The sequence below is a fragment of the Micromonospora sp. NPDC003197 genome (assembly GCF_053590565.1).
The window spans coordinates 41,948-68,586 of sequence record NZ_JBSFTE010000019.1 but is presented as its reverse complement, the minus strand read 5'-3'; the positions used below and the strand labels follow the sequence as shown (position 1 = coordinate 68,586).

The 26,639-nt window shown below is 68.1% G+C and carries 22 protein-coding genes and 1 tRNA gene; 6 read left to right on the top strand and 17 right to left on the bottom strand.

Annotated elements, in window-relative coordinates; all coding sequences use genetic code 11:
- Window positions 1-4: 4 nt before the first annotated feature.
- The 3 genes from ACWDV4_RS20885 to ACWDV4_RS20875 form a co-directional block, all read right to left on the bottom strand.
- Window positions 5-916, bottom strand: coding sequence for a carbohydrate ABC transporter permease (locus ACWDV4_RS20885; protein WP_449981287.1), 912 nt, complete (start codon window positions 914-916; stop codon window positions 5-7).
- 17 nt (window positions 917-933) lie between these two features.
- Window positions 934-2,367 carry an N-acetylglucosamine/diacetylchitobiose ABC transporter substrate-binding protein gene (gene ngcE, locus ACWDV4_RS20880; RefSeq protein WP_449981286.1) on the bottom strand — a complete coding sequence of 478 codons (1,434 nt, stop codon included), beginning with the start codon at window positions 2,365-2,367 and terminating at the stop codon, window positions 934-936.
- A gap of 87 nt (window positions 2,368-2,454) precedes the next feature.
- Window positions 2,455-3,420, bottom strand: coding sequence for a MurR/RpiR family transcriptional regulator (locus ACWDV4_RS20875; RefSeq protein ID WP_449981284.1), 966 nt, complete (start codon window positions 3,418-3,420; stop codon window positions 2,455-2,457).
- Window positions 3,421-3,623: 203 nt separating this feature from the next.
- Between ACWDV4_RS20875 and ACWDV4_RS20870 the strand changes: the two genes are divergently transcribed.
- Window positions 3,624-4,607, top strand: a complete 984-nt coding sequence (locus ACWDV4_RS20870) for an N-acetylglucosamine kinase (protein ID WP_449981346.1) — start codon at window positions 3,624-3,626, stop codon at window positions 4,605-4,607.
- A gap of 104 nt (window positions 4,608-4,711) precedes the next feature.
- Here the strand turns inward: ACWDV4_RS20870 and ACWDV4_RS20865 are convergent, their stop codons facing one another.
- The 3 genes from ACWDV4_RS20865 to ACWDV4_RS20855 all read right to left on the bottom strand — a co-directional run bounded on the left by ACWDV4_RS20865 (window position 4,712) and on the right by ACWDV4_RS20855 (window position 7,725).
- Window positions 4,712-6,406 (bottom strand): tetratricopeptide repeat protein, encoded by a 1,695-nt coding sequence (locus tag ACWDV4_RS20865; RefSeq protein WP_449981283.1) that lies wholly within the window; start codon window positions 6,404-6,406, stop codon window positions 4,712-4,714.
- A gap of 115 nt (window positions 6,407-6,521) precedes the next feature.
- Window positions 6,522-7,097, bottom strand: coding sequence for a hypothetical protein (locus ACWDV4_RS20860; RefSeq protein WP_449981281.1), 576 nt, complete (start codon window positions 7,095-7,097; stop codon window positions 6,522-6,524).
- 28 nt (window positions 7,098-7,125) lie between these two features.
- Complete coding sequence (locus ACWDV4_RS20855) at window positions 7,126-7,725, bottom strand: hypothetical protein (RefSeq protein ID WP_449981279.1); 600 nt, start codon at window positions 7,723-7,725, stop codon at window positions 7,126-7,128.
- 108 nt (window positions 7,726-7,833) lie between these two features.
- On the opposite strand from ACWDV4_RS20855, the gene ACWDV4_RS20850 reads away from it, so the two are divergent.
- Window positions 7,834-8,163 (top strand): hypothetical protein, encoded by a 330-nt coding sequence (locus ACWDV4_RS20850; RefSeq protein WP_449981277.1) that lies wholly within the window; start codon window positions 7,834-7,836, stop codon window positions 8,161-8,163.
- Window positions 8,164-8,283: 120 nt separating this feature from the next.
- On the opposite strand, the gene ACWDV4_RS20845 is transcribed toward ACWDV4_RS20850, so the two are convergent.
- The 3 genes from ACWDV4_RS20845 to ACWDV4_RS20835 all read right to left on the bottom strand — a co-directional run bounded on the left by ACWDV4_RS20845 (window position 8,284) and on the right by ACWDV4_RS20835 (window position 11,933).
- Window positions 8,284-8,901 carry a hypothetical protein gene (locus tag ACWDV4_RS20845; protein ID WP_449981275.1) on the bottom strand — a complete coding sequence of 206 codons (618 nt, stop codon included), beginning with the start codon at window positions 8,899-8,901 and terminating at the stop codon, window positions 8,284-8,286.
- Between the two features lie 784 nt (window positions 8,902-9,685).
- Window positions 9,686-10,570, bottom strand: a complete 885-nt coding sequence (locus ACWDV4_RS20840) for a phosphotransferase (protein ID WP_449981274.1) — start codon at window positions 10,568-10,570, stop codon at window positions 9,686-9,688.
- A gap of 7 nt (window positions 10,571-10,577) precedes the next feature.
- Window positions 10,578-11,933: a hypothetical protein gene (locus ACWDV4_RS20835; RefSeq protein WP_449981272.1), complete on the bottom strand. Its 1,356-nt coding sequence runs from the start codon at window positions 11,931-11,933 to the stop codon at window positions 10,578-10,580.
- Window positions 11,934-12,394: 461 nt separating this feature from the next.
- Between ACWDV4_RS20835 and ACWDV4_RS20830 the strand changes: the two genes are divergently transcribed.
- Entirely contained in the window at window positions 12,395-13,276 is an 882-nt protein-coding gene (locus ACWDV4_RS20830; protein WP_449981270.1) for a hypothetical protein, read from the top strand.
- A 209-nt stretch (window positions 13,277-13,485) separates the two neighbouring features.
- On the opposite strand, the gene ACWDV4_RS20825 is transcribed toward ACWDV4_RS20830, so the two are convergent.
- From ACWDV4_RS20825 to ngcE (ACWDV4_RS20810), 4 genes are all read right to left on the bottom strand, one after another.
- Window positions 13,486-13,562, bottom strand: a tRNA-Lys gene (locus ACWDV4_RS20825).
- A gap of 3 nt (window positions 13,563-13,565) precedes the next feature.
- Window positions 13,566-14,474 carry a carbohydrate ABC transporter permease gene (locus ACWDV4_RS20820; RefSeq protein WP_449981268.1) on the bottom strand — a complete coding sequence of 303 codons (909 nt, stop codon included), beginning with the start codon at window positions 14,472-14,474 and terminating at the stop codon, window positions 13,566-13,568.
- Window positions 14,471-15,379, bottom strand: coding sequence for a carbohydrate ABC transporter permease (locus ACWDV4_RS20815; protein WP_449981266.1), 909 nt, complete (start codon window positions 15,377-15,379; stop codon window positions 14,471-14,473). Before ACWDV4_RS20815 ends, ACWDV4_RS20820 begins: the two co-directional genes overlap by 4 nt.
- A 74-nt stretch (window positions 15,380-15,453) precedes the next feature.
- Window positions 15,454-16,866: an N-acetylglucosamine/diacetylchitobiose ABC transporter substrate-binding protein gene (ngcE, locus tag ACWDV4_RS20810; RefSeq protein WP_449981264.1), complete on the bottom strand. Its 1,413-nt coding sequence runs from the start codon at window positions 16,864-16,866 to the stop codon at window positions 15,454-15,456.
- A gap of 197 nt (window positions 16,867-17,063) precedes the next feature.
- Between ngcE (ACWDV4_RS20810) and ACWDV4_RS20805 the strand changes: the two genes are divergently transcribed.
- Entirely contained in the window at window positions 17,064-18,422 is a 1,359-nt protein-coding gene (locus tag ACWDV4_RS20805) for an acyltransferase family protein (protein ID WP_449981262.1), read from the top strand.
- A gap of 164 nt (window positions 18,423-18,586) precedes the next feature.
- Window positions 18,587-19,501: a hypothetical protein gene (locus ACWDV4_RS20800; protein ID WP_449981261.1), complete on the top strand. Its 915-nt coding sequence runs from the start codon at window positions 18,587-18,589 to the stop codon at window positions 19,499-19,501.
- Between the two features lie 27 nt (window positions 19,502-19,528).
- On the opposite strand, the gene ACWDV4_RS20795 is transcribed toward ACWDV4_RS20800, so the two are convergent.
- Window positions 19,529-20,125, bottom strand: coding sequence for a hypothetical protein (locus ACWDV4_RS20795; RefSeq protein ID WP_449981259.1), 597 nt, complete (start codon window positions 20,123-20,125; stop codon window positions 19,529-19,531).
- 99 nt (window positions 20,126-20,224) lie between these two features.
- Entirely contained in the window at window positions 20,225-21,577 is a 1,353-nt protein-coding gene (murD, locus tag ACWDV4_RS20790; protein ID WP_449981257.1) for a UDP-N-acetylmuramoyl-L-alanine--D-glutamate ligase, read from the bottom strand.
- Window positions 21,578-21,625: 48 nt separating this feature from the next.
- Here murD and ACWDV4_RS20785 point away from each other — a divergent pair, with 48 nt between their 5' ends.
- On the top strand, window positions 21,626-22,987 hold the full coding sequence (locus ACWDV4_RS20785) for a hypothetical protein (RefSeq protein WP_449981255.1): 1,362 nt from the start codon (window positions 21,626-21,628) through the stop codon (window positions 22,985-22,987).
- A 67-nt stretch (window positions 22,988-23,054) separates the two neighbouring features.
- On the opposite strand, the gene ACWDV4_RS20780 is transcribed toward ACWDV4_RS20785, so the two are convergent.
- Window positions 23,055-24,737, bottom strand: coding sequence for a PucR family transcriptional regulator (locus ACWDV4_RS20780; RefSeq protein ID WP_449981253.1), 1,683 nt, complete (start codon window positions 24,735-24,737; stop codon window positions 23,055-23,057).
- 435 nt (window positions 24,738-25,172) lie between these two features.
- On the bottom strand, window positions 25,173-26,624 hold the full coding sequence (gene argG / locus ACWDV4_RS20775; RefSeq protein ID WP_449981251.1) for an argininosuccinate synthase: 1,452 nt from the start codon (window positions 26,622-26,624) through the stop codon (window positions 25,173-25,175).
- Window positions 26,625-26,639: the final 15 nt, after the last annotated feature.

Genomic DNA, 26,639 nt, shown 5'->3' with positions numbered 1-26,639 from the left:
CCGCTCAGAGCTCGATCGTTTCACGCTTGCTGACGCGCAGGGTGAGCGCGGCGAACGTGATCGTCAGGAAGAACAACGCGACGCCCATGGCCGAGGCGTAGCCGAACTGCGAGTAGCTGAAGGCGTTGCGGTAGATCTCCATGCCGAGCACCGTGGTGGCACCGTCCGGGCCGCCCTGGTCGACGGAGAGCACCTGCACGATGGCGAAGGCGTCGAAGGCCGCGATCCCCAGATAGACCCAGGCGACCTGCAGGGTGTCCCACAGCAACGGCAGGGTGACCCGGAAGAACATGCTGCTCCCGGTGGCTCCGTCGATGGTCGCCGCCTCGTAGATCTCCTTGGGCACCGACGACATGCCGGCGGAGAAGAGCACCACGTAGAAGCCGACCGCCTGCCAGATCAGTACGGCGACGATGGACCACAACGCGATGTCCGGATCCGCCATGAACAGCACCGGATCCAGGCCCACCGCGGTGAGGACACCGTTGAGTAGGCCACTCTCGTCGGGCGCGTATACCCGGCTGAAGATGACACCGACGATGACCACGGCCAGGACCTGGGGGAAGAAGAACACCACCCGGTAGAACTTCGACCCCCAGACCCCGGTCATCTCCCCCCGTCGACTGCCCCCTCCGACGTTGAGCATGAACGCGAAGAAGAGGGCGATCGCGATGGTGATCAGCGGTACGGCAAGCAGCAGGAGGCCGTGGTGGCGGACCGCCTTCCAGAAGATGTCGTCCTGCAGCAACCGCTCGAAGTTCTGCAGCCCGATGAACTTCGGGTTGGCGCTCACCCCACGCCAGTTGGTCATCGCCAGGTAGAACGCCTGGGCGTACGGTGCGATGACGAAGGTCACGTAGATCGCGACCGGTGCGGCTAGGAAGCCGACAATGAACGGGTACCTGCCGTACCGCATGATCCCCTACGCTCCGCTCAGCGCTTGAACTTCTCGATGGACGGGTCGTTCTTCACCGCGTCGGCGGCCTTCTGCATGCGCTCGCAGAACTTGTCCGCGCTGCCGCCGTTGAACATCAGCTCGTTGGTGGCGGCCCGGGCCTCGTCGTCGAGCTTCTTGTACCAGTCGGGCCAGCGGTAGCTGAAGTAGTCGCTGCCGGCGGCGGTGAGCATGGCGTTGCCGCTGGTCAGGCCGGGCGAGACGGCGACGCCGTCGACCGCGCCCTGCACCACGGTGAGCACCTTGGTCAGCTCGGTGAAGCCCTTGGCGCCGGCCTTGGAGAGCATGTGCCGCAGGTACTCCATGCCGCCGCGCGGGTTCTTGCCCTTCGAGGAGACGAAGTACATCTCACCGGCCGACGCGAAGATCGCCGTCTGCGGCAGCTTGTCCGAGGCGGTGACGCTGGGGATCGGCATGACCGCGTACTTGAAGGCCGGCGGGGTGTCCTTGGCCTGCTCGTTCTCCAGCCAGGAACCGCTGGGGTAGAAGGCGACCTTGCCCTGGTTCTGCTGGAGTTGGACCTCGGTGTGCTTGAGGCCGAGGTGCGCCTTGCTGCCGTACTTGGCACCGATCTCGGCCCAGGCCGCCGCGGCCTGCTTCACCGCGTCGTTGGTCCAGGCACCGGGCTCCAGGTTGTCGATGTTCTTGAGGACGTCCGGACCGCCGATCTTGGCAGCGCTGGTCAGGATCACCAGGTACTGGTAGTAGGCGGCGTTCGCTCCGGCGTACGAGTACGGCGTGATGCCCGCCGCCTTGATCTTGTCGCAGAGTGCGGTGAACTCGGCCCAGGTCTTCGGCGCGACCCAGCCGTTCTTCTCGAACAGCGCGCTGTCGTACCAGAGTCCGTAGACGGTGAAGGCGTAGTTGAGCACGTACGGCTTGCCGTTGAAGCTGCCCTGCTCGATGGTGCCCGGGATCAGCGTGTCCTTGACCTTCTTGCCCGGGATGTCCAGCGAGTCGGCCTCGAAGAGTTCGGTCAGGTCCTGCACCTGACCGGCCTGCACCAGCGCGCCCTGGTCCATCAGCTTCGACCCGGCGTTGTTCACCATGTCCGGCGGGGTGTTGCTGGTGAACCGGGGCTGGAGAACGGTGGCGATCTCCTCGGCCTGGGAGAACTTGACGTTCGCCTGCGGGAACTTGGCCTTGTACGACGGGACGTGCACGTCGGTGGCGTACTTGGTGCCCAGACCGCCGTTGAAGATCACGACCTCCAGCTCGGCGTCCGCCTTGACGCCCAGCGGGTTGTCCGCGGTCTTCTCGCCCTCGGCCTGGTCGGTCGGCTCGTCGTTGCCACCGCCGACGCAGCCGGTGAGCAGGCCGGCGGCCGGGGTCGCGAGCATGCCGACGGCTGCGGCGCGGCGCAGCACGGTGCGACGGCTCAGGTCCGCCGCACTCTCGGGGTTAACGGACATCTTCGTCTCTCCTCAGTAGGGGATCGGATGAGATGGAACTGCCGTGACCGTCGGGTGCCACGGGTACGTCAGCCACGGGGGTGTTGGTCATCCCGCCCCCTTTCCGGCCTTGTGCCCATCGACGGCCTGTGCGGTGCGTTGGAACGCGGCGTGGGCCCGGTCGTGCGTACGCTGGGCGACCGCGATGTAGAGCAGGTCGAGTACGACCAGCTGTGGGTGTCGTGCGGAGAGCGCGTCCGGCCGAAACGTGGTCGCCTGGGCGGCGGTGAGCAGGACGATGTCGGCCAACTCGGCCAACGCGGACCGGGGAAAACTGGTCAGGACCACGGTGGTGGCACCGTGGCTGGCCGCCTCGGCGAGCATCTCGATCGTCTCGCGGGTCTGCCCGCTGTGCGAGATGCCCAGCGCCACGTCCCCGGGACGGAGCAGCGCGGCGCTGGCCAGCCCTTCGTGCACGTCGTTCCACGCCCACACGGGTACGCCGATGCGGTGCAGGCTGAACTGCATCTCCTCGCCGACCAGGGCGCTGCCGCTGGCTCCGAAGATGTTCACCCGGTCGGCGCCGGCGATGGCGTCGGCGGCGCGTTCGACCTCGGCCAGGTCCAGCAGGGCGGCGGTGTCGTGCATGGCCCGGGTGTCGGCAGCCATGATCTGGTCGAGAACCCGGTCCAGCGGGTCGCTGGGCTGGATCTCCCGTCCAATGTCGACGGTCCAACCGGCGGAGCGGGCGCGGCCGGTCTCCGCCGCTATGCCCAGCCGCAGCCCGGCGTAGCCCTCGAATCCCATCGCCCGGCAGAACCGGGTGATGGTGGCCGGCGAGGTGCCGCTGCGCTCGGCCAGCTCGACGATGGTGGCCCGGGCGGCGGCCTCGGGGGCGGTGAGCACCTGTTCGGCGACCCGTTGCAGGGCCCCGGTGAACTCCGGCAACCGGGACCGGATCCGGGCCAGCACGCTGTCTGTGGCGGAACGTCCGCCGATGGCGATCCGCCGGTCGAGGGGCTCAGCATCGACCATCGCGGACCCCGCGTTGGTCTCCGCCGATCGCTCCACCATGATGATCACCAATCTGGAAACAATATTTATCGTTAGTGGTAAAAGTTCTTACTAAAGGCCCCCTGCTGTCAAGGCCGTGGATGAAGTTTTCAAACTGTTACCTGGAGTCGACCGCCGACGCCGGCTGCGCCCTTGCCCCGTAGACCCCCAACCACCAGCATGGACACCGTCCGACGCCGGCCATTGGAGGCACCTTGCCGCAAATATCCGAATCCATAGTGGTTGGTCTCGATGTGGGCGGTACGTCAACCAGGGCGGCGGTCATCTCCGCGAGCGGTGACCGGCTCGGCGATGGACGCGCCGGCGGCGGAAACCCCACCAGTCACGGCGCCGAACGGGCTGCTGGCGAACTCCGGGCGGCGCTCGGAGCAGCCCTGGCCCACGTCGACCCGAAACTCGTCCGTGCCGGGGTCATCGGTCTGGCCGGAGCCGGACGACTGCTGGCCGACCCGCGCGGTCGCGCCGCCTTCGACCAGGCGTGGCAGGACACCGGACTACGCTGCCCCTACACCCTGCACGGCGACGCGCTGGTGGCGTACGCCTCGGGCACCGCCGCCACCGACGGCACGGTGCTGATCGCCGGCACCGGGGCGATCGCTGCCCAGGTCCGCAACCTGACCCTCGACCGGACCGCCGACGGCCACGGCTGGCTGCTCGGTGACGCCGGTTCCGGCTTCTGGCTGGGCCGGGCGGCCGTACAACGGACCCTGGCCGATCTCGACTGCCACCGCGAGCCAGCTCCGCTCTCCACCCTCGTGCTAGCCGAACTGCTCGGGTCGACGGCGGTCGCGGCCAACCCCCGGGACACCGTCGACACCCTGGTCCAGGTGGTCACCCGCCGACCGGCGGTGGAACTGGCCGCCCTGGCCCCGCTGGTCATCCGGGCCCACCACGACGGCGACCCGGCGGCGGTCGCGATCGTCACCGAGGCGGCCAGTCACCTCGCCGACAGCGTCGCCCGGGTACGCCCATCGGACGCCTCCACGCCGATCGTGCTCGGCGGTGGTCTGCTCACCGGGGACACCCCGTTGGCGGAGTCCGTCACCGCGACACTCGCCGCCCGCTGGCCGGGCGCAGCACTGTCCCGTGCGGGCGACGGTGCAGTCGCCGCCGCCTGGCTCGCCGCCCAACCATTCGTGGACAGCGGCGAGTCGGAAAAGCTTCATCGACGGCTGCTCGGGCACTGACAATCAACCCGTGCAGCCGTTCAGATCCCACCGGTGGCCGGCGATCCGGCTCGTGTCGCCTCCCATTGCCGTCGCCCCTGTCCCCTCCGTCAGCCGGCGGCCAGTCATCGACGAAGGGCGGCGGCCGCCTTCGTGGCAGCGTGCCCTTCGTGGCGATGACGCTGCTGCTCGAGATACCAGCCGAGCCAGGCCAAGGACTCGGCGACACCATCGAGGTGGTATGCGGGATGAAGATCGCTCACTGCGGAAACGAGCTCGACAGCTTCCGCGGTGGTGGCCGCCGCCTCTTGGGGACGGTCCAGACGGGCCAGCCGGAGGCTGAGGTTGACCAGGCTCGACAGGAGACCGGCGAGGTGGGTGCCGGGGTCGGCCAGGTACAACCGGCGATACACCGCGACGGCTTCACGGGTAACGTCGTGCGCCTGCGGGTGACGGCCGACGTCACACAGCCGGATACCGAGATTGTTCAGCGCCCGCGCCAGGATGGGCGAGTAGCGATGGGGATCGGACTTGACCAGTTGCCGGTAGCGGTCGACGGACTCCTCGGCGGCGCGCGTCGCGTCGCTGTGGCGTTCGACCGCCGCGAGCCGGGCACCCAGACTGTCCAACGTGTCGGCAAGCCGCGCATCGACGCTACCGGGCGCGGAGACGTCCATTTTCCGGTAGCAGCGGGCCGCCTCGCTGGTGGCCTCGAGCGCTTCACTGTGCCTGCCCAACCACGCCCGCACCAGACCCAGGTTGTGCAGGGTTCTCGCCAGTTCGGGCAGCGCGTTCGGGTTGGCGGCGGCGACCTGCCGGCACAGGCCGACAGCCTCCTCATGCAGCGTCAGAGCTTCCGTAAGGCGCCCGGCTCCCGCCAGTCGCACGCCACGTTCGGTCAACGCGTCTGCGCGGGTCAGTGCCTCCAACAGGTGTTGGTTGTCGGTCGCCCGCTCGGTCATCGTCTCCCCGCGCTCGCGGCCACGGCGAGTCCGGCCGTCGTTCTGGGTAAGGGTAAGGCCGTATTTCCACAGCACGGCCGTGCAGAACCCGATGAGATCCGGCTTGGTCCGGACAAGCACGTGGTACATGGCCATTGCCTCATGGAGAGACCGCCGCGCGTCAGCGTCACGGCCCAGCACGGCAAGCTCGTGGCGGTACGCCATTAAAGCCACCCAGTGCTTCAGCAGGCCCTCGCCGGGGTGTGTGCCGGCAACCGCCCGGTACCGCTCGATCTCCTCCTGGAGAACGGTGGCCGCCTCCTCATGACTCCCCATTTCGCCGAGTTTGATGCCCAGATCCGTCAGCGACGACGCGAATGCGAGCCCTCCGGCATCGGTGTCGGCCCGAACCAGCCCACGGTGCAGGTCCACCGCTTCCCGTATAAAGTCGAGGGCCTCCTCGTGCTGGCCCAGCTCGGCCAATTGGTTGCCGAGGTTGGCCAACGACAAAGCCAGGTTGGGAAGATAAGTCTCTGGTTCCGCGCTGGCGAGTGCGCGATACAAGTCAGTGGCTTCCTCCACGATGCGGCGCGCTTCGTCCGGATGACCGTGTGCAGCCAGGGTCAGGCCGAGATGCTGCAATGAGCCCGCCAGGTGGGGGCGATAGCGACGATCAGAGTCGGCCAGCCGACGATAGACGTCAATTTCCTCCCGCAGCGCTGCCACCAGCTCGTCGAAACGGTCCGGCAGCCTCGTCAGCGCCGCGCTGAGCTTGCCCAACGCTCGCCCGAGGTCGACAAGGTGCCGGTCGGGCTCGATCTCCACCAGTCGTCGGTATAGCGTGACGAGCTCCTCCGCGGCTGCCACCTGATCCGCCATGGACGACTCCTGAGGTGGCATGTGGTGTGATCTCCTCACGTTTCGCTGACAGGCCGACGTCAACCGACTCCTCGCCCCGCATCGATACCTAGGCAGGAGGAACTGGGGCGAGTGGTTAAGGATCGGCGTCGCAGACATCCCGAAGTGTTTGGGCATCTCGTCGGGTCCGGGCCTGCACCGCCGCGTAATCCCCCGACACCATGCCGGACAATATGAAACGCATCTCCGAGAAGTTCTGCGACAGCGCCACCGTCACTGTATGGACGGCCCCCTCCGCGTTCAGACTCGCGCCCATCATTCCCTGGTACGCCTCAGTCGCTGCGGCCTGCTGACTCAGCCTGGTCGAACCCGCCGTCCGGTAGTACCTGTCCACCACCGCAAGCGCCTCCTCACAGCCGGCGGGAAGCAGCGGCACCAGCGACCAGGACGGGCTGGGTCGCGGGTCGGATGTCTGCGGGGTTGGCGTTCGGGGAGTCGTCGGATCTGGCTCGGGTTGGTCAGGACCGGGTGGGTCGATCACCGGAGTTGGCTGCGCTCCCGGGTCGGCAGCCGGCGGCGTGGGATAAGGGTCGGGCGGCAACGCGTACGCGAGCAGGGCAATGACGGCCGCAGCAACCCCACCGAGTGCCCCCACCGCTGCCCAGTCCAGCCTGGACCCCAGGATGCCCCTCCGGCCACCGCTACCCTTCATCTGTCGTTCGTCGATGTCTCCACTCTAGCTACCGCGAGTAGGCCCTTGAACCGCCTGAACCAGCCTCGATGACGGTGGCGACGCCAGCCACCGGCATCCGTTCGTGCATCGCAATCACATCACCAGCTACCAATCGTCGCCACGGTCGTGGGCTCAACGGAGCCAGCCGAACCACCCCTTTGCCTCCGGGCCGAAGAATCGGCTGATCCTCGACCCAGATCCGCGCAACATAGAGCTCCGGGTCACCCGTTGCCGTCACATCGCCGATGTCCCACAACGGTCGATAGTGTCCGCCGCCGGAAATCGGCGTACGACGGCCGCCGGCGGCATCCGGATCCACCAACTGAAGGTTTGCCCGGAGCACACCGTGTACGGCTTCGAAACGACGCCAATGACACCACCGCTCGGTCCGGGAGCGCCCCATCAGCCTGGCAGCCTCGGCGAGAAGTTCCCAGAAGGCAGCCTCGGCGTGGTAGCCGTCTCCGAGTTCCACGAGGATGTCGAATGCAATTTCCCACTCCGCGTACTCGAGGTACTCGTTCGCATCGAGGACTGACGCACCAGCGGCACCTGTCGCGGTCAGGGGCACCTGACCGGCGGCGCTACGAAGGAGCTCCGGGACATTCACGGGATGGATTCTTCCGCATGATTCATCGAAGGCCGCGTGCTTGCGCAATCTCGCGAATCCGGTCTCCGCATCGAACTGCGGGGTCGAGATTCGCGTACGGTGGGAGCCGTGCTTGCGGGAGCCCTGATCACCGAAAGTCTGCGCCACGACGTGACGCTCGAAGGTCTCAACCTTCGCGTCGACAGGATTACCCGCTGGCGAAACCCCGACCCGGCACCAGGTCAGCCGGACACGTGGACCATCGTGGACTTCGCCTCAGATCGCGGCGATCCCGATCGGCTTGCCAATCAGCTCGCTCAAGCTCTGGCCAGCCCTGGCTGGTACGTCGACTTCCACACAGAAGATCAGAAGTATGTCGTCTTTTCCGGCAAACCTTCATCTACCGCAGAACCGACGCCCGAGGCCGTGCCGAAGCCATTGCCTACGCCCGCTCGATAGGCGTACCAGCCGAACAGTGCGACTGAACAATGACCGTTCCCTGCCAAAACACGATGTCTTCAGGAGCATTGCTGCGCCAGGAACCGGGCGGGCCAACGACGCCGCACGCCCTGGCTCGACTCATCGCCGGCCCGCCGAGCCGTCGTCACTCTCGTTGCCGCCGGGCCAATCATCGGTCGACTGGTCGTCGCTCCAGCAGAGACCGAGGGCGAGGTCGTCTCGGTGGCAGCCGAGGTGGTCGTTGGGTCGGATGCACCGCTCGCCGTCAGGGCCGCGCAAACTGCACGTCACCGGCGCGATGTGGTTCCACTGGTCGGCCCGAGAAAGCAGCGCCGGGCTGAGGCCCACCTCGGGTCGGAGCACGATAAGAGCTTCGGTGTACGAGGCGGCCTGTTCCCGCGCCGCGTCCAGGTCAGCCGCTGGAAAGGTCAGGTGCAGGGTGTACCGAGTACCCGAGTCGTTGTTGACTGCTGGCCGATAGGACCCACGCTCGCGGCCGGTCAGTAGCCGATCGACCAGCGCATCGACGAAGTCCGGTCGCTCGGCTGACTCGGCCGGCGCAGGCGGCGGGTTGAGCGCGTGGGCGAGGGCCGCTCGGACGGCCTCCGACACGTCGGCCCGGTCGAGCACCGCGAACAACTCGGCGTACGGCTCGGACGGTGCACCCTGGCCAATTGGCTCGGCGCGCATGTTCTCCCTACGATCCCGGTTCCAGTACGGCCAGCTGTTGTGGGTCACGCATACCTCCCAAGTCGTCGCTGTCAGGTCAGCTCGGCGGGTCACCGGGGAGGCGGCCGTCCAGGACCGCCTCCCCGGTGACTTGCGGCGGTGCCGGACTGCCGGATCCGGCTACCGCCGGCGAAACACGGCCGCGCACCGCCGCCGCCTGGTGGGCGACGTCGGGTGGAGGAAGGCGGTCGTGTTTCGCGGTCCCTGGCGAGGGCGACTGGCCAGGGACGGTGGTGGGTCTTGTTGGGTGGCCGGTAGCAGGCCAGCTCAATCGCTCGGTCCGCACCTGCTCGGCCCACACCCGTGCTGCGCACGGCCACGATCCGTGGCAGGCCTGGCACCGGCGGTCGTTGTCATGTGGGTGGAACACCCATGCCCCGATCGTCCGCCGGGCCGGTACGTGATGTGACCAGTAGCGGTCGGCGAGCGCGGCGCGCGCCGGGTCGTCGATGCACATCCGACCATGACCGGGAACGATCTCAATTGCGGGCACCACTCCCCCCTCCCGTGCACTGTGACTGGTCGGCTCGGCTCGCACGTGTTCCCTGCGCTCCCGGTCCCCGTACGGCGAGATGCTGCTGTTCGCCATGCCTACCTCCAGGTCGTCGCCGCCCGGGATGCATAAAAGACCCAAACTGGACCAGCTCGCCGACGTGTTCTGACGTTCACGATCGCTGGAATGACGGAGCGGGAATAGACACACGACGGTAGGCCACCGTGTATCTCACCGTGTCTGAACTGGGCGGACACCTAGAGGACGGACGGTGCCCGTCCGTCCTCTAGAAGGTTCGGTTCAGAGGATTCGCCACCGGCGCAGGTCCGCCCCGTCGTCGGCGAAGCCGGCGATCCGGCGATGCACCTCGTCGGCGGCCTCGCTCCCGGGGCGGGACTTGCGGGCGTTGGTGGCAATCATCTGCAGCTCGCGTAGCTGGCACAGCTCCTCGAACTGGGACCAGGCGGTGACATCCCAGCCGTAGGCGGCGGTGAAATCGGCGAAGGCTCCCGGGCCGGGTGGGTCGAATCGGCGGCAGTGGACAGCGACCGTGGCGATGTCCCACTCGCGGGGTCCCAGGGCGGCACCGTCCCAGTCGGCGAGTACGGGCGTGCCGTCGAAACGCCGGAGCGCGTTGCGAATCTGCGGATCGGACTGGATCAGGCTCGTGCCGCGGGGAAACCGCATCGCTTCCCAGCCGGCGGCAAGCGTCTCGAGCCGGCCCATCAGCAGATCCTGTTCCTTGCCGTGCAGGATCTCCGAACGGGCGACGGATTGCTCGATGCCCTGGAGCGGTCGCAGTACCGGCAACGACACCGGTGGAGCAGGCAGGGCGTGCAGTTCCCGGAGAAGGCTTCCGAGCTCGGAAACGGTGATGGGTTGATCGTGTGCCGGGTCCAGACGCTGCCAGACCGTAACGGCGTGCCCGCCCACCTCCAACGGCTGGGCCGGCCCTGGGCGAAGGCCTACCGTGGGGAAATTTCGGTCTACCAGCCAGTCGATTACAGCCACCATCGCACGCACCCGGTCCAGGTCATAGTCACCCGGAGCGATCTTGACGACCATGTCCCCGACGGCGTAGACGGCATTGGTGTGGTGCCGCAGCAGGATCGCGTTCGAGTCGGAGTAGCCGAGGAGACGACATACCTCGGCGAGCACCGGCCGGGTGCGCGCCTCGACAAACATGGGGCTCCTAGGGACCGAGTGCGGCTGTGGCCCCAAGACTACGGGCGTGCTCGCGGCAGGCCCGTACGTAGTCCGTCAAGGTGGCGACCTCACCGTGCCGGCTCTCTTCAGGGATAGCCGTGGCCACGTCGGTCGCCCGGGTCAGAATGATCTCCGTTCGCTGCGCCTCGGGCAGGTCTGCGACAGCGTCACGCGCGGTCACCGCCGCCTCGGTCGCCCGCCGGTCCTGTGCGAGGCACATCGACCGATCCAGGGCGATCAGTGCGGCATCAATCGGTACGGCGGGAGCCACGCCATAGAGCCGCAAAGCCTCGTCCTGGACCCGGTACGCCTCACCAGTATCACCGAGCCAGGTGTAAGCGCCGGAAAGGTAGAACAGCAGCCGCTTCGCCGGAAACCTGAACGCCACGTCGGTGTCCTCGTCGCCGGCCTGATCGAACAGTCGGCGTGCCTGATCGACGGCCGACCGCGCCTGCTCGGTGGCACCGATTCTGGCCAGGGCACGCGCCCGGCCCGCAGCCGCCAGGGCACCCGACGACGATGCGATCGAGGTGACCGCCAATGCCGCATCAGCCAGAGCGACGGTCTGGGCGGGATCCCCGAAGTAGTACGGCAGCATCGCCGCTTGAGCCCGCACGAGCACCCTGAACCGCGCGTCCCCGCTGTCGTCCGCCGCTTGGATCGCCGTGCCGTACCACCGTCGAGCCTCGGCGACATCCCCGAGCCTCATCAACGCGTCAGCGCACATCGTGGCGAGCAGCGCCGCCACCCCGGACAGCCGGGCCTGGACCGCCGCCGGCTGCCGCCGAAGCGACAGCACCTGAACCTCTCGGCAGTCGGCGGCCAGCAGCGACAGCATGGCCTGGGGCGGAGCCGAGGGATAGACCCTCATGTGCTCGCCCGCAGCTTGCTCGATGAGCTCAAGCTGCCGAGGAGCGACACTCGTCGCTGCCAACGCCTCGTCCAACCCCAGACGGAGTCTCACCAGAGGGCTGACCTGTGCGCTGACACCCACGCCCGCCGGTGATCGGTGTGCTCCGCCCTCTGCATCCGCGCGGTCGGAGTCACGCGGCACGACGGTGTCCTCGTCGCGGCCGAGTCCCATGGCCGGACGCGGAATGTTCAGACCGGCCGCGATCCGTTCCAACACGTCGTATGCCGTGACCTGCCGGACGCCCTTGGCGATCTCAGTAGCACGGTGGGGCGAGACGCCAACGAGAGCCGCGATCCTGCCGTAGGACACGCCCCGGGCGTGAAGGAAGCGGAAGACAACAGTGATATCGCGTCGCTGCAAAGACTCACTGATGGGTCGGCCGTTCCAGAGCCCCGAACTCCACCACTCCGGATCTACTTGTGCGGCCACGATTACCCCCGATCAGACGACAACCAACTGCCAGCCCAGCGCATCCACGCCGTCACATCAAGTCAATGGCGTTCGAGTCGACAGCCCGTCCAGAGTCGACGTCTGGGGCGGCATCCGGAAGACCCACTATGAGCCCTCACGGTGTCCCTCAAGGGATCAAGCGCAGGTGTTCCGGAGCGCTACGAACTGTCCGGCCCGAGTCCTCAGCACCGGTTTCGATCTGCGCTCGGAGCAAGTCGAAGTGACTGCAGACGAAGGAAGCAGCGTCTATCAACTATCCGTCATAGCCAGCAAGAAAGCTGCCTGCCAGACGCTCACCAGGCAGAACACCCACAGGATCCCCAGAAGCCGGAAGCCGAGCCGCCCAGACCCTGCCGCACAACCATTGGCTCCCATCATTGCCTGCCGTAGAGTCACCGATTAGTCACGTTGAGCGCAACGAACCGGGCGGCGACTTGCGGATGACCAACACCCACAGAGCTAACTGCGCAAACGCCCAAAAGCCGGGCTGCACATGTTCCGGCTGCGGGGGATCACAACACGGCTGGCAAGGATGGACAACTCTCGCCGCCGACCGGCCCGAGGAGCGCGACGACCGGCGCCGCGAACTCAAGGAGAAGGCAGAAGCGGACCAACAATCCGGACGCCAGAAGTTCAACGTCCACAACCGGCAAATCTACCTCGACCTCGCGCGCCTGGACATCGCCGACTATCTGTGGGCCGCCGACGGCCGAACGAAGATCAACGGCCGACTGCCACCCGATGTTGAACCAACATCGGTGGCATCCGACCTTGGCCGGATGAACACCCTTGCCGTGAGGGTCATGAAGAACACGTGGCCCGAGATCTCAGCCGGCATAGACAGCCTCGTCCGGAATAAGTCTGACGCCAGGGAAGTCAAGAAGCGCCTGGCCAATCACACGTGGTGCAGTCTGCTGGTGGCCCTGATCCAGTTGATCGAGAGGATCAACAAAGCACTCGACCTGCTCACGGATACCGCCAAACAGTTCATCAACGACGCGTTGTCGCGGCGGTTCGATTCGGGGCTGCCCCGGCTGGTGACCGACGCCGTCATCCGCCTTGTCGTGGACACGGCTTGGTCAGCTCTGGCGAGGCTGCTGGAATCTCACTTTCCCCTCCTGGGAAGAGACACCCTGCGCGTCCTCCGGATGCTGGCCATCTTCACCTGCCCCTCAGTCGGACACCACCCAGAGGTCTACAAGCACGCCGTCAGGCCGCTCATGGGCGACACGCACGAAATCATCACGGACGAGGTCAAGACGCACGTAGTGACCCTCTTCAGCGCGTGGTGGCGGCGGCGCGCCCCGGAAGCTCTCGCCTGACGCCCCCCGGTTACGGACTACACGTCCGGTCCATCGACCCTGTACCGCGCAAGAACGGTGTGCGCCGCGCGTCCACGAGACCTGCGTCCAGTCCCGGCAACGCCAGATCGGTCCAACGGCTCCCGCGCACCCGTCGAGCGACCAACCACTGTCGGCGTACGAAAAGGGCCCTGACCGGCAGAGATCTGCCAGGTCAGGGCCTTGCTCGTTGGTGCGCCGCCAGGGACTCGAACCTCGAACCTGCGGATCAAGAGTCCGCTCGGCAGCCTCGGTGGCCGAGCCGCGCCTACTACTTAAGTTGGCCGGCGGTGAGGCCGGCCTGGATCTGACGCTGGAACGCGATGTAGACCACGAGCACCGGCAGCATCGCGATGGTGAGACCAGCGAAGAGGCCGCTGTAGTCACCCGCGTATCCCTGGTTGACCGCCAGTGCGGTCAGGCCCTGGGCCAGTACCCATTTCGACTCGTCGCCCTGCATCAGCACCTGGGGCAGGATGAACTGGTTCCAGTGGCTGAGGAAGTTGAAGATACCGACACTGATCAGACCCGGCCGGGCCATCGGCAGCATCACCCGGAAGAAGAGCCGGAAGTGGCCACAGCCGTCGATCATGGCCGCCTCTCCCACCGACGTGGGCAACGTCCGGAAGAAGGCGGTGAGGAAGAAGACCGTGAACGGGAGGGAATAGCCGGCGTAGACCAGCATCAGGCCCGGCCAGGTGTTCAACAGCCCCGCCTGGCGTACCACGAAGAAGAGCGGGACCAGCGCCAGGAAGACCGGGAACATCATGCCGCCGACGAACAGGTAGTAGACGATCTGTCGGCCCCGGAACTCGTACCGGGCGAAGACGTACGCGGCGGTGGCACCGAGCAGCATGGTGAGGGTCAGCGAGCCGGCCACCACGATGGCGCTGTTGAGGAAGTACTGCCCGATGTGGGCCTCGGTCCAGGCCCGGGCCCAGTTCTCGAAGCGCAGCGCGCTGGGCAGGCCCCAGGGATCGGCGAGGATCTCGGCGTCGCTCTTGAACGAGCTGATCACCACCCAGAGCAGGGGCAGCACAGTCAGCAGGCCCCACAACACCAGGAAGCTGTGAGAGAAGACGTTGAAGACGCCCCACTCGCGCCGGGGCTGCCGGTCGGGCGTACGGGCTTGCGGGGTGACGGCGACCGGGGCCGCCACCGGGCTTTCGACTGTGCTCATGAGTACTCGATCCGGTCACGTTTGGCGGCGCGCAGGGCCAGCACGGACACCGACAGGGTCAGGAAGAACATCACCACGCCGATTGCCGAGGCGTAGCCGAACTTGGTCTCGGAGCCGAACGCGGTGTTGTACATCCGCAGGCCGATCACGTCCGAGGAGTAGTTGGGGCCACCATCGGTCATCAACTGCACCAGGATGAAGCCGTCGAGCGCGGCGATGGCCAGGTAGATCCAGGCGACCTGGACGGTGTCCCAGAGCAGCGGGATGGTCACCTTGAACAGGGTGGTCCAGCGCGACGCTCCGTCCAGCATCACCGCCTCGTAGATGTCCCGGGGGATCGACTGCATGGCCGCGCCGAAGAGTACGACGTAGAACCCGACGTTGCTCCACACCATCGCCGCCAGCACGCACCAGAACGCGACCCGGGGGTCGCCAAGCCAGGCGGGGGTGGGCAGCCCGAGCGCGGAGAGCGCACCGTTGAGCAGGCCGCTGTTCGGGTGGTACACCTCCCGCCAGATGTAGGCGATGATCACCACCGAGAGCACCTGCGGGAAGAAGTACACCAGCCGGTAGAAGGCCGAACCCCGTACGCCGACGACACCGGCCCGGCCCCGCCGGCCGCCCATGGTGAGCATGGTGCTGAAGAAGAGGCCGAGCCCGATGGTCAGGATCGGCAGCAACAGCAGCAGAATCGCGTTGTTCTTGATCGCATTCCAGGCGTACTCGTCGCGCCACAACGCGGTGAAGTTGTCCAGCCCCACGAACTTGGCGTCCGGCGAATAGCCGAGCCAGTCGGTGGTGGAGATCTGGAACGCCTGCGCGTACGGCGAGATGACGAAGATGCCGTACAGCAGCAGAGGCGGCAACAGAAAGGTGATGATCAGCGGGTACTTGCCATGTCTCACGAGATTTGATCCTGCCCAGGCGTCGGGAATGCCGGAAGGGCCGGCCCGTCACCAGGCCGGCCCGTTCGCGTGACTCAGACGGCTCGCTTGTACTTGGTGATGGAGCTGTCCGAGGCGATCGAGTCAGCGCCCTTCTGGCACAGCTCCAGGAACTCGGCCGGGCCGATCCGTCCGCTGAAGAACTCCCCACAGGCGGCGTCGACGAGGTTGCGCTCCAACTTCCGGTAGAAGTTGTTGTAGACCCAGTTGAAACCGTTGCTGCCGGACGCCTCCAGGGCCTTGCTGACGGTGGTGAGGCCGAACGGCAGCTCCACGCCCTCAGTGGCACCGGCAACCACGGGCAGGCTGGACACCTTCCTGGTGAAGTCCTGGGCGCCCTTCTTGGACAGCATGATCCGGAAGTACTCCAGGCCACCGGCCAGGTTCTTGGCCTTGGCGGGGACGATAAACGGCTCACCGGCGGTGCCGCGGATCGCCTCGAAGGGCAGTTTGTCGCTGCTGCCCAGGCTCGGCGTCGGCGCGATGGTCATGTTGAAGCCCTCGGGCGTGACGCCCTTCTGCTCGCTCTCCAGCCAGGAACCGCAGGAGATGAGCGCCGCCTTGCCCTGGGACCACTCGGTCTGCGACTGCTTGTGGTCCAGCCCTGGCGAGCCGGCCAGGATGTAACCGTCCTTGACGATCTGGTGCCACGCGTCGGCCGCCGCCTTCATCGCGTCGGACTTCCAGGCGTTGGGCTCCAGGTTGTCGATGGCGGTCGCCACCGAGGGGCCACCGAACTTGATCGCGGTGGAGAGCACCGGCCAGCTCATGTAACGGGGGTGCTTGCCGGCGTACGTCCACGGCGCGATGCCGGCCGCCTTGATCTGCTTGCAGAGCGCGATGTGCTCGTCCCAGGTCTTCGGGTACTGCCAGCCCTTCTCGGTGAAGAGCTTCGTCGAGTACCAGATGCCGTAGGCGGTGTAGGTGTAGTTCAGGACCAGGAACTTGCCGTTGTAGGAGCCCACGTCGACCGTGCCCGGCAGCAGGGTGTCGCGCACCTTCTTGCTCGGGTCGTCCAGGCTGGGCGCGTCGAGCAGCTCGCCGAGGTCGGCCAGGGTGCCCTGGGAGACCAGGCCGTTGAAGTCGATCTGCCCGGCTCCGGAGTTGTTGATCACGTCCGGCGGGGTGCCGTCGACGAAGCGGGGCTGGAGAGTCTTGTTGATCTCCTGCGTCGCCGAGTGCGTGATCTTGGCCTTCGGGTACTTCTCGGTGTACATCGCCTCGTGCGCCTTGGCGTACTCCTCGCCGAAGCCGCCATTGAAGATGACGACCTCCAGCGGGGCGTCCGCCTTGACGCCGAGCGGGTTCTCCGCGGTCTTCTCCGCCCGGTTGTCGCCGCCGTCGCTGTCGTCTCCGCCGCCGAGGGCACAGCCGGTCAGCAGGCCGGCGACGGGGGTCGCGAGGGCACCGGCCACCGCGGTACGACGCAGGATGTCACGCCTGTTCATAGATTCTCCTCGGATCGGGGGTCCAGCGGTGCGCCGTTGACGATGACGGGCGGCCGCCGCGCGAGGCGCTGTGTTGCTTGTCTTCACTGCTCACGGTATTGCTGAAGAATTCTTACGGCAGTAGGCGGCCGGCAGCAAGTCCCCACGGCCGAACCGTTATCACCTTGCGCGGATCCGCGGCTCGCTACGCTGACCTCATGCGCCGCGTGCGGCAACTCGCCGAACGGACGCCAGCCAATCGGGAGCGTTACCTCGATCTGCTCCGCGCGGTGGCGATCGTGGCCGTGGTACTCGGCCACTGGCTGATCACCGTCATCGGCCCCGACCGGCGGGGGCAGCTCACCGGCCACTCCGCCCTGCCCGACCTGCCCTGGGCGCACCCGATCACCTGGATCGTCCAGGTACTGCCGGTCTTCTTCTTCGTCGGCGGCTACGCCAACGCCGCCTCCCTGACCAGCCGACGACACAAGGGCGGAACCGCGCTCGACTGGCTGTTGGACCGCAGCGGCCGGCTGCTGCGCCCCACCACGACCCTGCTGCTGGCGCTCGCCGCCGCCTCGGTCGGTGCCCGCCTGCTCGGCGCCGAACCGACACAGATCCGCACCGCGGTCTGGTTCGCCACCATCCCGCTGTGGTTCCTCGCGGCGTACCTGGTGGTGGTGGCCCTGACCCCACCCATGTACGCGCTGTACCGGCGCTACGGGTTCGCCGTACCGGTGGTGTTGGTCGTCCTGGTCGCCGCCGGTGACCTCGCCCGGCTGCGTGGTCCGGAAGCGCTGGCCAGCGGCAACTTCCTCTTCGGCTGGCTGGCCATCCACCAGATCGGATTCGCCTGGCGGGACGAACGGCCCCGGCTGGCCCGCCCCCGGGTCGCCGTACCGCTGCTGCTCGGTGGACTGATCGCGCTGGTGTTGTTGACCGTGGTCGGGCCCTACCCGACCAGCATGATCAACATCCCGGGCGAGCCGCTGCACAACATGTCCCCACCCAGCCTGGCCCTGCTCGCCGCCGCCACCTTCCAACTCGGCCTCGCCCTGCTGCTGCGTAACCCGGCCGAACGGTGGCTGCACCGCCCCCGCCCCTGGCTGGTGGTGGTCGCGCTGAACGCCGTCGTGCTGACCATCTTCCTCTGGCATGTCAGCGCGGTGGTGCTGCTCGCCGGCGGGCTGCACGCCGTGGACCTGCTGCCCACGCCAACAGTGGGCACGCTGGCCTGGTGGCTCTGGCGCATACCCTGGCTGCTCGCACTGGTGGTGGTCCTCACCGGGCTGGTCGCCGTCTTCGGACCAATCGAGGCCCGCAGCGGACGCCGCCCCGACACCCGGCCCCGCTGGCTGCCCGCCGGGGTGTGCACCGGACTGCGTCATCCGGCCCCCCGGGCCCTGCTCACCATCGCCGGCTTCGGTGCCACCGCGTACGCCCTGCTCGCCAACAGCCTGGCCCCCAAGACCGGGCACGACCTGTTCGGGCTGCCCGCGACGGCGCTGGTCACGTACCTGGTCGGGGCCGGTGTCCTGCGAATGTTGCGCTCGGTACCCGACGAGGAGCGTCGATGACGCGGTGACCATCGCGCCTCCCCCTCGGCCCATAGCAGTCCACTGCGAGCACGCTTTCATCGCAACCGCGCCACGGCAAGCTTTGATGTTAGGAAGGGCCCCTTGTTATCGCTTTCTGTTGTAAAAGGGGCCCTTCCTAACACCTCAGCCGCTAGGATCCGGCGGTGTCCGACAGCCACGTACCGCTGCCGCCGGGAACCGCCGGCCCATCGGCGTCCACCCTGGTCTCCGGAATCGCCGAGTGGATCAATTCCGCGCCGCTACGCGAGCTGGTGACCATATTCGGCGGACGACACCCTGACACCGGCCCCGAAGAGCTGCTCGCCTGGCTGGACGGCTTCTCCGCCACGCACTGGGACTTCCGGGGTGGCCGGGAACGACCCGAGGCCCGGGAACCCGACCTCGACCCGCCCACCGCCCGGCTGGTCGTCGAGGCGGCCCGGCGGCTGGGCATGGTCGAGGCGGTGCCACCGCCACAGCCCGTCTATCAGCACCTGATCGTGCTGGGCGGCCTGGCCCACGCCTGCCTGCGACGCGTCGGGTACGCCGCGCACCTGATCCAGTCCGGACTCACCGTCACCGGCGAGGTCGCCGCGTTGGGCAGTCTCCGGCCACTGAGTGCGACTGAGAAGGACAGCCTCGCCACGATCGGGGTCACCGACTGCGAGACCGAGGTGGACGCCCTCGAAGCCGGGGTACGCCACGCGTTCGACAGCTACCACCCCACCCCGCCGGTCCGGGTGCTTGCGGCCCCCTCCGGCGAGCCGGGCGTACGACGGGCGCACACCGCCGACACGCAGCGATTCTGGGCCGGGCAGGCACGCCTCTCCCCCGGTGACCGGGTGCTCGTGGTGACCGCGCCGATCTACGTGCCGTTCCAGCACTGTGACGCGATCCGGACCCTCGGCGTGCCATACGGCTGTGCCATCGACACGGTGGGGGTGGATCCAGCACTGGCCGGGGCACCGCTGCCCGAGCCGCCGCTGACCCCCGGTCGCTATCTACAGGAGGTGCGCTCGGCCATCCGCTCGATGCGTACCCTGCACTCGTCGGTCAGGGTGGTTCAGCCACATCACTAGCGGCCACCGCCCCATAGCCCGGGTCGCCTACATCAGCATCGTGCGGGGATCCGAGGCCATCGCCTGGAGCCAGCTCGCCGCCTCCCGCGCACCCGGACACTGGGCCACGGAAAGGGCGTTGGCCAACGCCATCATCTCCGCCGCCGGTATCAGCACCCCTTCCCGGCTGCGTAGCCGCAGCTGTACCGTCGCATCGGGGCCAACCACGGTGAGCACCGGGCTACGCGTGATACCACCGGTCACCATAAACCCGCCATCAGTGGCTATCCCGGTGCTGGACTCCGCCGTCGCGGCCAGCGTCACCGACCAGGCGTTCCGTAGCTCCACGGTACGGCTGGCCAGGTCGCGTACGGTGAGTTGAGTGCCCTCCAGCCACGCGCCGGAACGGACGACATTCGCAATCATCAGGCCGATGACGACCGTCGCAACGGCGGCCGGTGCCAGCGCCAGGATGGCGGGCAGCAGGGAGTCTCCGCCGCTGCTACGCAGGGTGCCGAGTAGGCCTCCCAGGCAGTAGGAGGCCACCGCAATGACGCCTCCAGCGATCGAGAGGGTGACCACCCGGCTGGTACCACTCTTCGGATAGCCAACTGACAGCTGGATTCTCGCCTGCCCCGGATACATGCCGACAATCTTGTCACCCTCGATCCAGCGTGCCCAAGGCACAGCCCGCGAAACAGACGCGCTCTCGACGCGAAGGGACTACCACCGGCATCGACCAGGCTATCCGGTGGCGGTGTCCCGGATGGCCTGCGCGAACACCTCGGAGCGGTGCTCGAAGTTGCGGAACTGGCCGTAGCTGGGCGCGGCCGGGGAGAGCAGCACCACCCCGCCCACCGGAGTCGCCTTCCGGGCCTGCCGGACCGCCGCCACCAGGTCGTCGGCGAGTTCGGTGTGCACCGAGGGCAGGTCACGCAACAGCTCGATGATCCGGGGACCGCTGTCCGGGATGCCGATCACGTTGATGTCGCCCCGTTGGGCGAGATGGTCACGCAGCGGGCTGTAGTCCAGTCCTCGGTCGTTGCCGCCGACGATGACGGTCAACGGCCGCCCCTCGTACGCGTCGATCGCGTGCATCGCCGAGTAGGGGCTGGTCGCCAGGGTGTCGTCGACGAACATCACCCCGGACGGATCCTCGATCTCGGTGAGCCGGTGCGGCAGGCCCTGGAACGCGGCCACCGCCCCGGCCAGGGTCTCCCGCTCGGCGACGCAGTCCACCCCGAGCGCGGTCAGCACGGTCAGGGCCACGCACAGGTTGCCCTCGTTGTGCCGGCCCACCAGCGGGAACGCCGCCCGGGGGAAGAGGGGCTGGTCGGCGGCGAACAGGTACGGCGTACCGTCCGGGCCGGGCGCGACGTGGAACGTGTCCGGCGTACCGGCCCGGATCACCGGGCGGTCACCGAGCTCGGCGGCCAGTCGCGGGTCGGTGCCGTTGACGACGATCGTCTCCGGTCCGTGGTCGAGCAGGTTGAGCTTGTCCCGGTAGTACTCCCGCTCCCCGCCGTGCGCGTCCAGGTGCTCGGGGAAGAGCGAGGTCACCACGGCCACCCGGGGCGAGTCGGTCAGGTCGGAGCACTGGTAGCTGGACAGTTCCAGCACGTACAGCTCGGCTGGGGGCAGGTCGAGCAGGGGCACCCCGATGTTGCCGCCGAAGACGTTCGGCCGGCCGAGCGCGGCGAGGAGCTGGCTGATCAGGCTGGAGGTCGTACTTTTGCCCTTGCTGCCGGTGACCCCCACGGTGCGGGCGGCGTGGTCGGCCATCCACAGGGCCGTACCGCCGGTGACGGTGACTCCGCGCCGGCGCAGCTCGGCCAGCCACGGGTGGGTCTGCGGTACGCCCGGGGAGCGGACCACCACCTCGGCGGCGGCCAGCTGCTCGAAGCCGTCCTGCCCGGTGTGGAGCGGGGCGGCCTGGGCGAGCGCACCGTCCCAGGACAGCGACAGGAAGTTGGCGCTGTCGTCGACCGCGACCAGGCTGGCCGGGCCGTGCGCGGCGACAGCGGTCACCGCCGCCCGTCCCTCCCGCCCGGTTCCCCAGACGGCAACCGAACGTCCGCGCAGGTCAGACAGGCGCACTGGTGATCTCCTCCACATCCGGCAACCGGGCCGGGACTAGTATGGCGTGTGCTCAACGGACAGCTTCGACAGATGGACGCCTTCAGTTTCCCGTCACACTCGGTCGACCTCACCACCGGTGTGGCGTCGTTCGACTATGTGCTGACCGGGCCGGGCGGCGAGCTGCGGTTCACCGAGGTGATCACGTTTCCGCTGCCGTCGACCCCGCCGGACGAGACCACCCTGGCCACCTTCGAGCGGGTGCTGGAGCTGCTGCATCTGGTCGCCGGGGTCAGCTACTACAAGGCGGCCGCGCCGCACCGGCTGGTGCTGCCGGCACCGCTGGACGAGGCCGCCGTCGCGCTGGTCACCGCCATCTACACCAAGGGCCTGGGCGAGTACGCCTACCGCAACAAGCTGCCGTACGTGCTGGAGCTGGTGCCGGAGGTGCCGGCCGGCGAGCCGACCGCCCCGGTGCCGGTCGACAACTCCGACCGGCGGCCGTTGTCGGCGGTCGGTGGCGGCAAGGACTCGATCGTGAGCCTGGAGGCGCTGCGCCAGGGCGGATTCGACCCGGTGCCGTTCTCGGTCAACCCCAATCCGGTCATCGTCGCGGTCAACGAGGCGTCGGGGCTGGCCGCGCTGGCTGCCCGCCGGAAGATCGACCCGACGCTGTTCGAGTGGAACGCCGCCGGGGCGTACAACGGGCACATCCCGGTCACCGCGATCAACTCGCTCATCGCGGTGGCGACGGCGGTGCTGCACGGGCTCGGCCCGGTGGTGATGTCCAACGAGCGGTCGGCCTCCGACCCGAACCTGGTCTGGAACGGGCACGAGATCAACCACCAGTGGTCCAAGGGCGTGGAGGCGGAGGGGCTGCTGCGCGCCGCGCTGGCCGGCCACGCCGGGCTGACCGAGCCGTACTTCTCCCTGCTACGGCCGCTGTCGGAGCTGCACATCGCCCGACTGTTCGCCCAGTTCACCCGCTACGACGACGTGGTGACCAGCTGTAACGCCGCGTTCAAGCTGCACGACCCGACGGCCCGCTGGTGCGGCAACTGCCCGAAGTGCCGGTTCGTCTTCCTGGCCCTGGCCCCGTTCATGCCCCGCGAGCGGCTGGTCCACATCTTCGGCAGCGACCTGCTCGCCGATCCGGCCCAGCTGCCGGGCTATCTGGAGCTGCTCGGCATCGACGCGCACAAACCGTTCGAGTGTGTGGGTGAGGTCGAGGAGTCGCTGGTGGCGCTCGGGCTGCTGACCGAGCAGGAGCAGTGGCGGGACGCGGCGGTCATCCGGGCACTGGTCGAGGCCGTACCGGCGGAAGCCTGGTCGACCGCCTCCCGGTCCGACGTCTTCACCCCGGACGGCCCGAACCACGTCCCCCCGGCGTACGCCGACGCACTCGCCAAGATCGGCGTGGGCAACGGTTAGGGCTGAGCCTGCCCGCGTCCGGCGTCCCGGCCAGCGGCCCGCTCAGGTGTCTCGGATCGCCTCCCGCTCAGGTGTCCCGGACCGCGTCCAGGGCGAGCAGGGCGACGTGCAGCGACAGGCACACGTCCACCGAGTCGAGGTCGGCGTCGAGGATCCGGGCGATCCGGGCCAGCCGCTCGTAGAAGGCCGGCCGGGACAGGTGCGCCGCCGTCGCGGCGGCGGACTTGTTCCGGCCCTGCTCCAGGTAGACCCGCAGGGTGCTGAGCAACTGCTCCTTCGGGTGCTCGGCGTCGTAGGCCAGCAGCGGCCCGAGTTCCCGCTCGACGAAGGTCTGCAACCGGGGCTCGTCGCGCAACAGGTGCAGCAACCCGGGCAGTCGGACGTGCGGCAGGCGGAACACGGCCAGGTCCCGCCGGCCGCGCCGGGCCGCGTCGGCGATCTGTCGGGCCTCGATCAGCGACCGCCGCCCCTCCCGCAGGGTGCCCACGCCTGAGCCGGCCGCCACGATCACCGCGTCCCGGGCACCGGCAGTGTGTTGCGTCGACGCCGCCGCGAGGCGTACCCGATCCAGCGCCGCCGCCAACGCGGAGAGTGAGCGCTCCTCGACGCTCGCGTCCGGCAACGCGAGCAGTACGCCCACCGCCTGGTCGTCCAGCGCGCTGGCCAACCCGGTCAGCTTGGTCTCCCGCATGGCCTGGCTGACCGCCTCGGCCAGGTCCCGTAGCCGGGCCTGGGCGGCCTCGGTGGCCGCCTCGTCGGTCCGGTGCCGGACCACCACCCCCACCAGGTGCCGACGTTCGAGGACCACCCCGAGGGCCCGCGCCCGCAGGGCCACCTCGTCGACCAGCCGGGCATGATCGAGCAAAGTGGTGAGCAGCGTACGGTGGATCTGGCGTTCCAGTCCATCGACATCGCGCCGGATGAGCCGGCCCAGGGCGAGCGTGGAGGCGGCCCGTTCGAGCAGGATGGTCAGCCGGGTCGGGGGCAGTTCGGGCCGATCAGTCCGATCGAGCCGGTCGGGCAGCTCGCCGTTGGGCCAGCGCAGCAGCAGCCGCCCCCAGTCCTGGCCCCGGGCGCCCACGGTGGTGACCAGCCAGCCGGTGTCCGGGTCGTACGCGGTACGCCCGGTCGGCCGGATCCGCCGGGACTGCTGTTCCCAACCGCTGAGCAGCAGTTCGGCGCTGCCCCCGGCCGAGTCGTAGGCCAGCACCCGCCGGGACAGGTTCTCCAGCACCACCGGGCAGCCGGACAGCTCGGCGGCCTGGCGGACCACTTCGGCCGGCTCAGCCCCCTCGACGGAGAGTTCGGTGAACCGCTGGTGGATCTCCTCGGTGGCCCGCAGCTCGGCGAGCTGGGCATGGACGATCAGCCCGTGCACCGCCTCGGTGATCGGGACGAACGGGGTGGGCAGCCGTAACTCGACCAGGGGCAGGCCCCGACGGCTGGCGGCGGCGACCATCACCCGGGGCACGCTGGTCGGGTAGCGGCGGCCGAGTTCGACCACCAGACCGGAAACCCCCACCCCGGCAAGGTCACCGATGAAGGCCCGTAACCCGTCGTCGTCGGCGGGCAGGCCGATGCCGGTGGTCAGGACCAGCTCGCCCCCGCCGAGCAGCGGGGCGATGTCGGGCACCTCGGCGACGTGCACCCATCGGACGAGTCGGTCCAGACCGGTCTCCCCGGCAACGACCCGAGGCCCGCCGTACTGGACTGGGTCCAGGGCGAGCACGTCACGGACGGTGGGGAACACGCGGCCACGCTACCGGCTGACCGCCGCCCCGCTCTACGCGCTAGATCACGACAACACAGTGACGCTGCGTTACAGAAATCCGCGCTGCCGCTGGACTGGCTGACAACAGAATCATCAAGCTCTCTCAGACGAGATAGAAGTCCGGATGAGCATTCCACCCGAGCATCGCCGCCGCGTCGAGATACACATATATCTTGCTTCGCAACCCTCGTCGCCCGGTACGCCACCTCTGCACGCGGATGCAGCGGCCCGCGCGGCTCAGGTGGTCAAGCAGGTCTGCGGTAGGTGGGGAAGGAAACCCGACAAACACCCAGCCCTCGGTCCAATGCCGGTCGAAGAATGGCGGTTGACCAGGATTCGGGCGTGGTCACTCCAGTTGCCATGTTGGAAACAGCAACCTCTGTTTCCAACATGGCAGCTTCGGACTCTCTATGCTCAGTCGACGCCGAACTCCATCGCGGCGCGGTCGAGTGCCTCGTCGTCGGTGGAGGAGACGCCCCGGGAGGCGATGGCTTCCGCGCCACCCTCCGGCATCGCACCGATCAGTCCGGTCGAGGCTGCCTGCGCGGCGCCGATCATCCGCTGCGGGGCCGCCCCGCCGACGATGCCGAGGGTGGCGTACTGCTCCAGCTTCGCCCGCGAGTCGGCGATATCCAGGTTGCGCATGGTGAGCTGGCCGATCCGGTCCGACGGGCCGAACGCCGAGTCCTCGGTACGCTCCATCGACAGCTTGTCGGGGTGGTAACTGAACGCCGGGCCGGTGGTGTCCAGGATCGAGTAGTCCTCGCCCCGACGCAGCCGCAACGTCACCTCGCCGGTGACCGCCGCACCCACCCAGCGCTGCAACGACTCACGCAACATCAGCGCCTGCGGGTCCAGCCAGCGCCCCTCGTACATGAGCCGACCGAGGCGGCGGCCCTCGTTGTGGTAGTTCGCCAGGGTGTCCTCGTTGTGAATGGCGTTGACCAGCCGTTCGTACGCGGCGTGCAGCAGCGCCATGCCGGGCGCCTCGTAGATGCCCCGGCTCTTGGCCTCGATGATCCGGTTCTCGATCTGGTCCGACATGCCCAGGCCGTGCCGGCCGCCGATGGCGTTGGCCTCCAGTACCAGGTCGACCGGGCTGCCGAACTCCTTACCGTTGATCGTCACCGGACGGCCCTGGTCGAAGCCGATCGTGACATCCTCGGTCGGGATCTCCACCGACGGGTCCCAGAACCGGACTCCCATGATCGGGTTGACCGTCTCGATGCCGGTGTCGAGGTGTTCGAGGGTCTTCGCCTCGTGCGTGGCGCCCCAGATGTTGGCGTCGGTCGAGTACGCCTTCTCGGTGCTGTCCCGGTACGGCAGGTCGCGCTCGAGCAGCCACTCCGACATCTCCTTACGCCCACCCAGTTCGGTGACGAAGTCGGAGTCGAGCCACGGCTTGTAGATGCGCAGCTGCGGGTTGGCCAGCAGGCCGTACCGGTAGAACCGCTCGATGTCGTTGCCCTTGAAGGTCGAACCGTCGCCCCAGATCTGGACGTCATCGGCGATCATCGCCCGCACCAGCAGGGTTCCGGTCACGGCTCGGCCCAGCGGAGTGGTGTTGAAGTATGCCCGCCCGCCCGAGCGAATGTGGAAGGCCCCGCAGGTCAACGCCGCCAGGCCCTCCTCGACCAGGGCGGCGCGGCAGTCGACCAGTCGGGCGACCTCGGCGCCGTAGCTGAGCGCGCGACCGGGCACCGAGTCGATGTCGGGCTCGTCGTACTGGCCGATGTCGGCGGTGTAGGCGCAGGGAACGGCGCCCTTGTCGCGCATCCACGCGACCGCGACCGAGGTGTCGAGGCCGCCGGAGAAGGCGATGCCGACACGTTCGCCGATGGGCAGGGAGGTAAGAACCTTGGACACGGGAAGATTATGCAC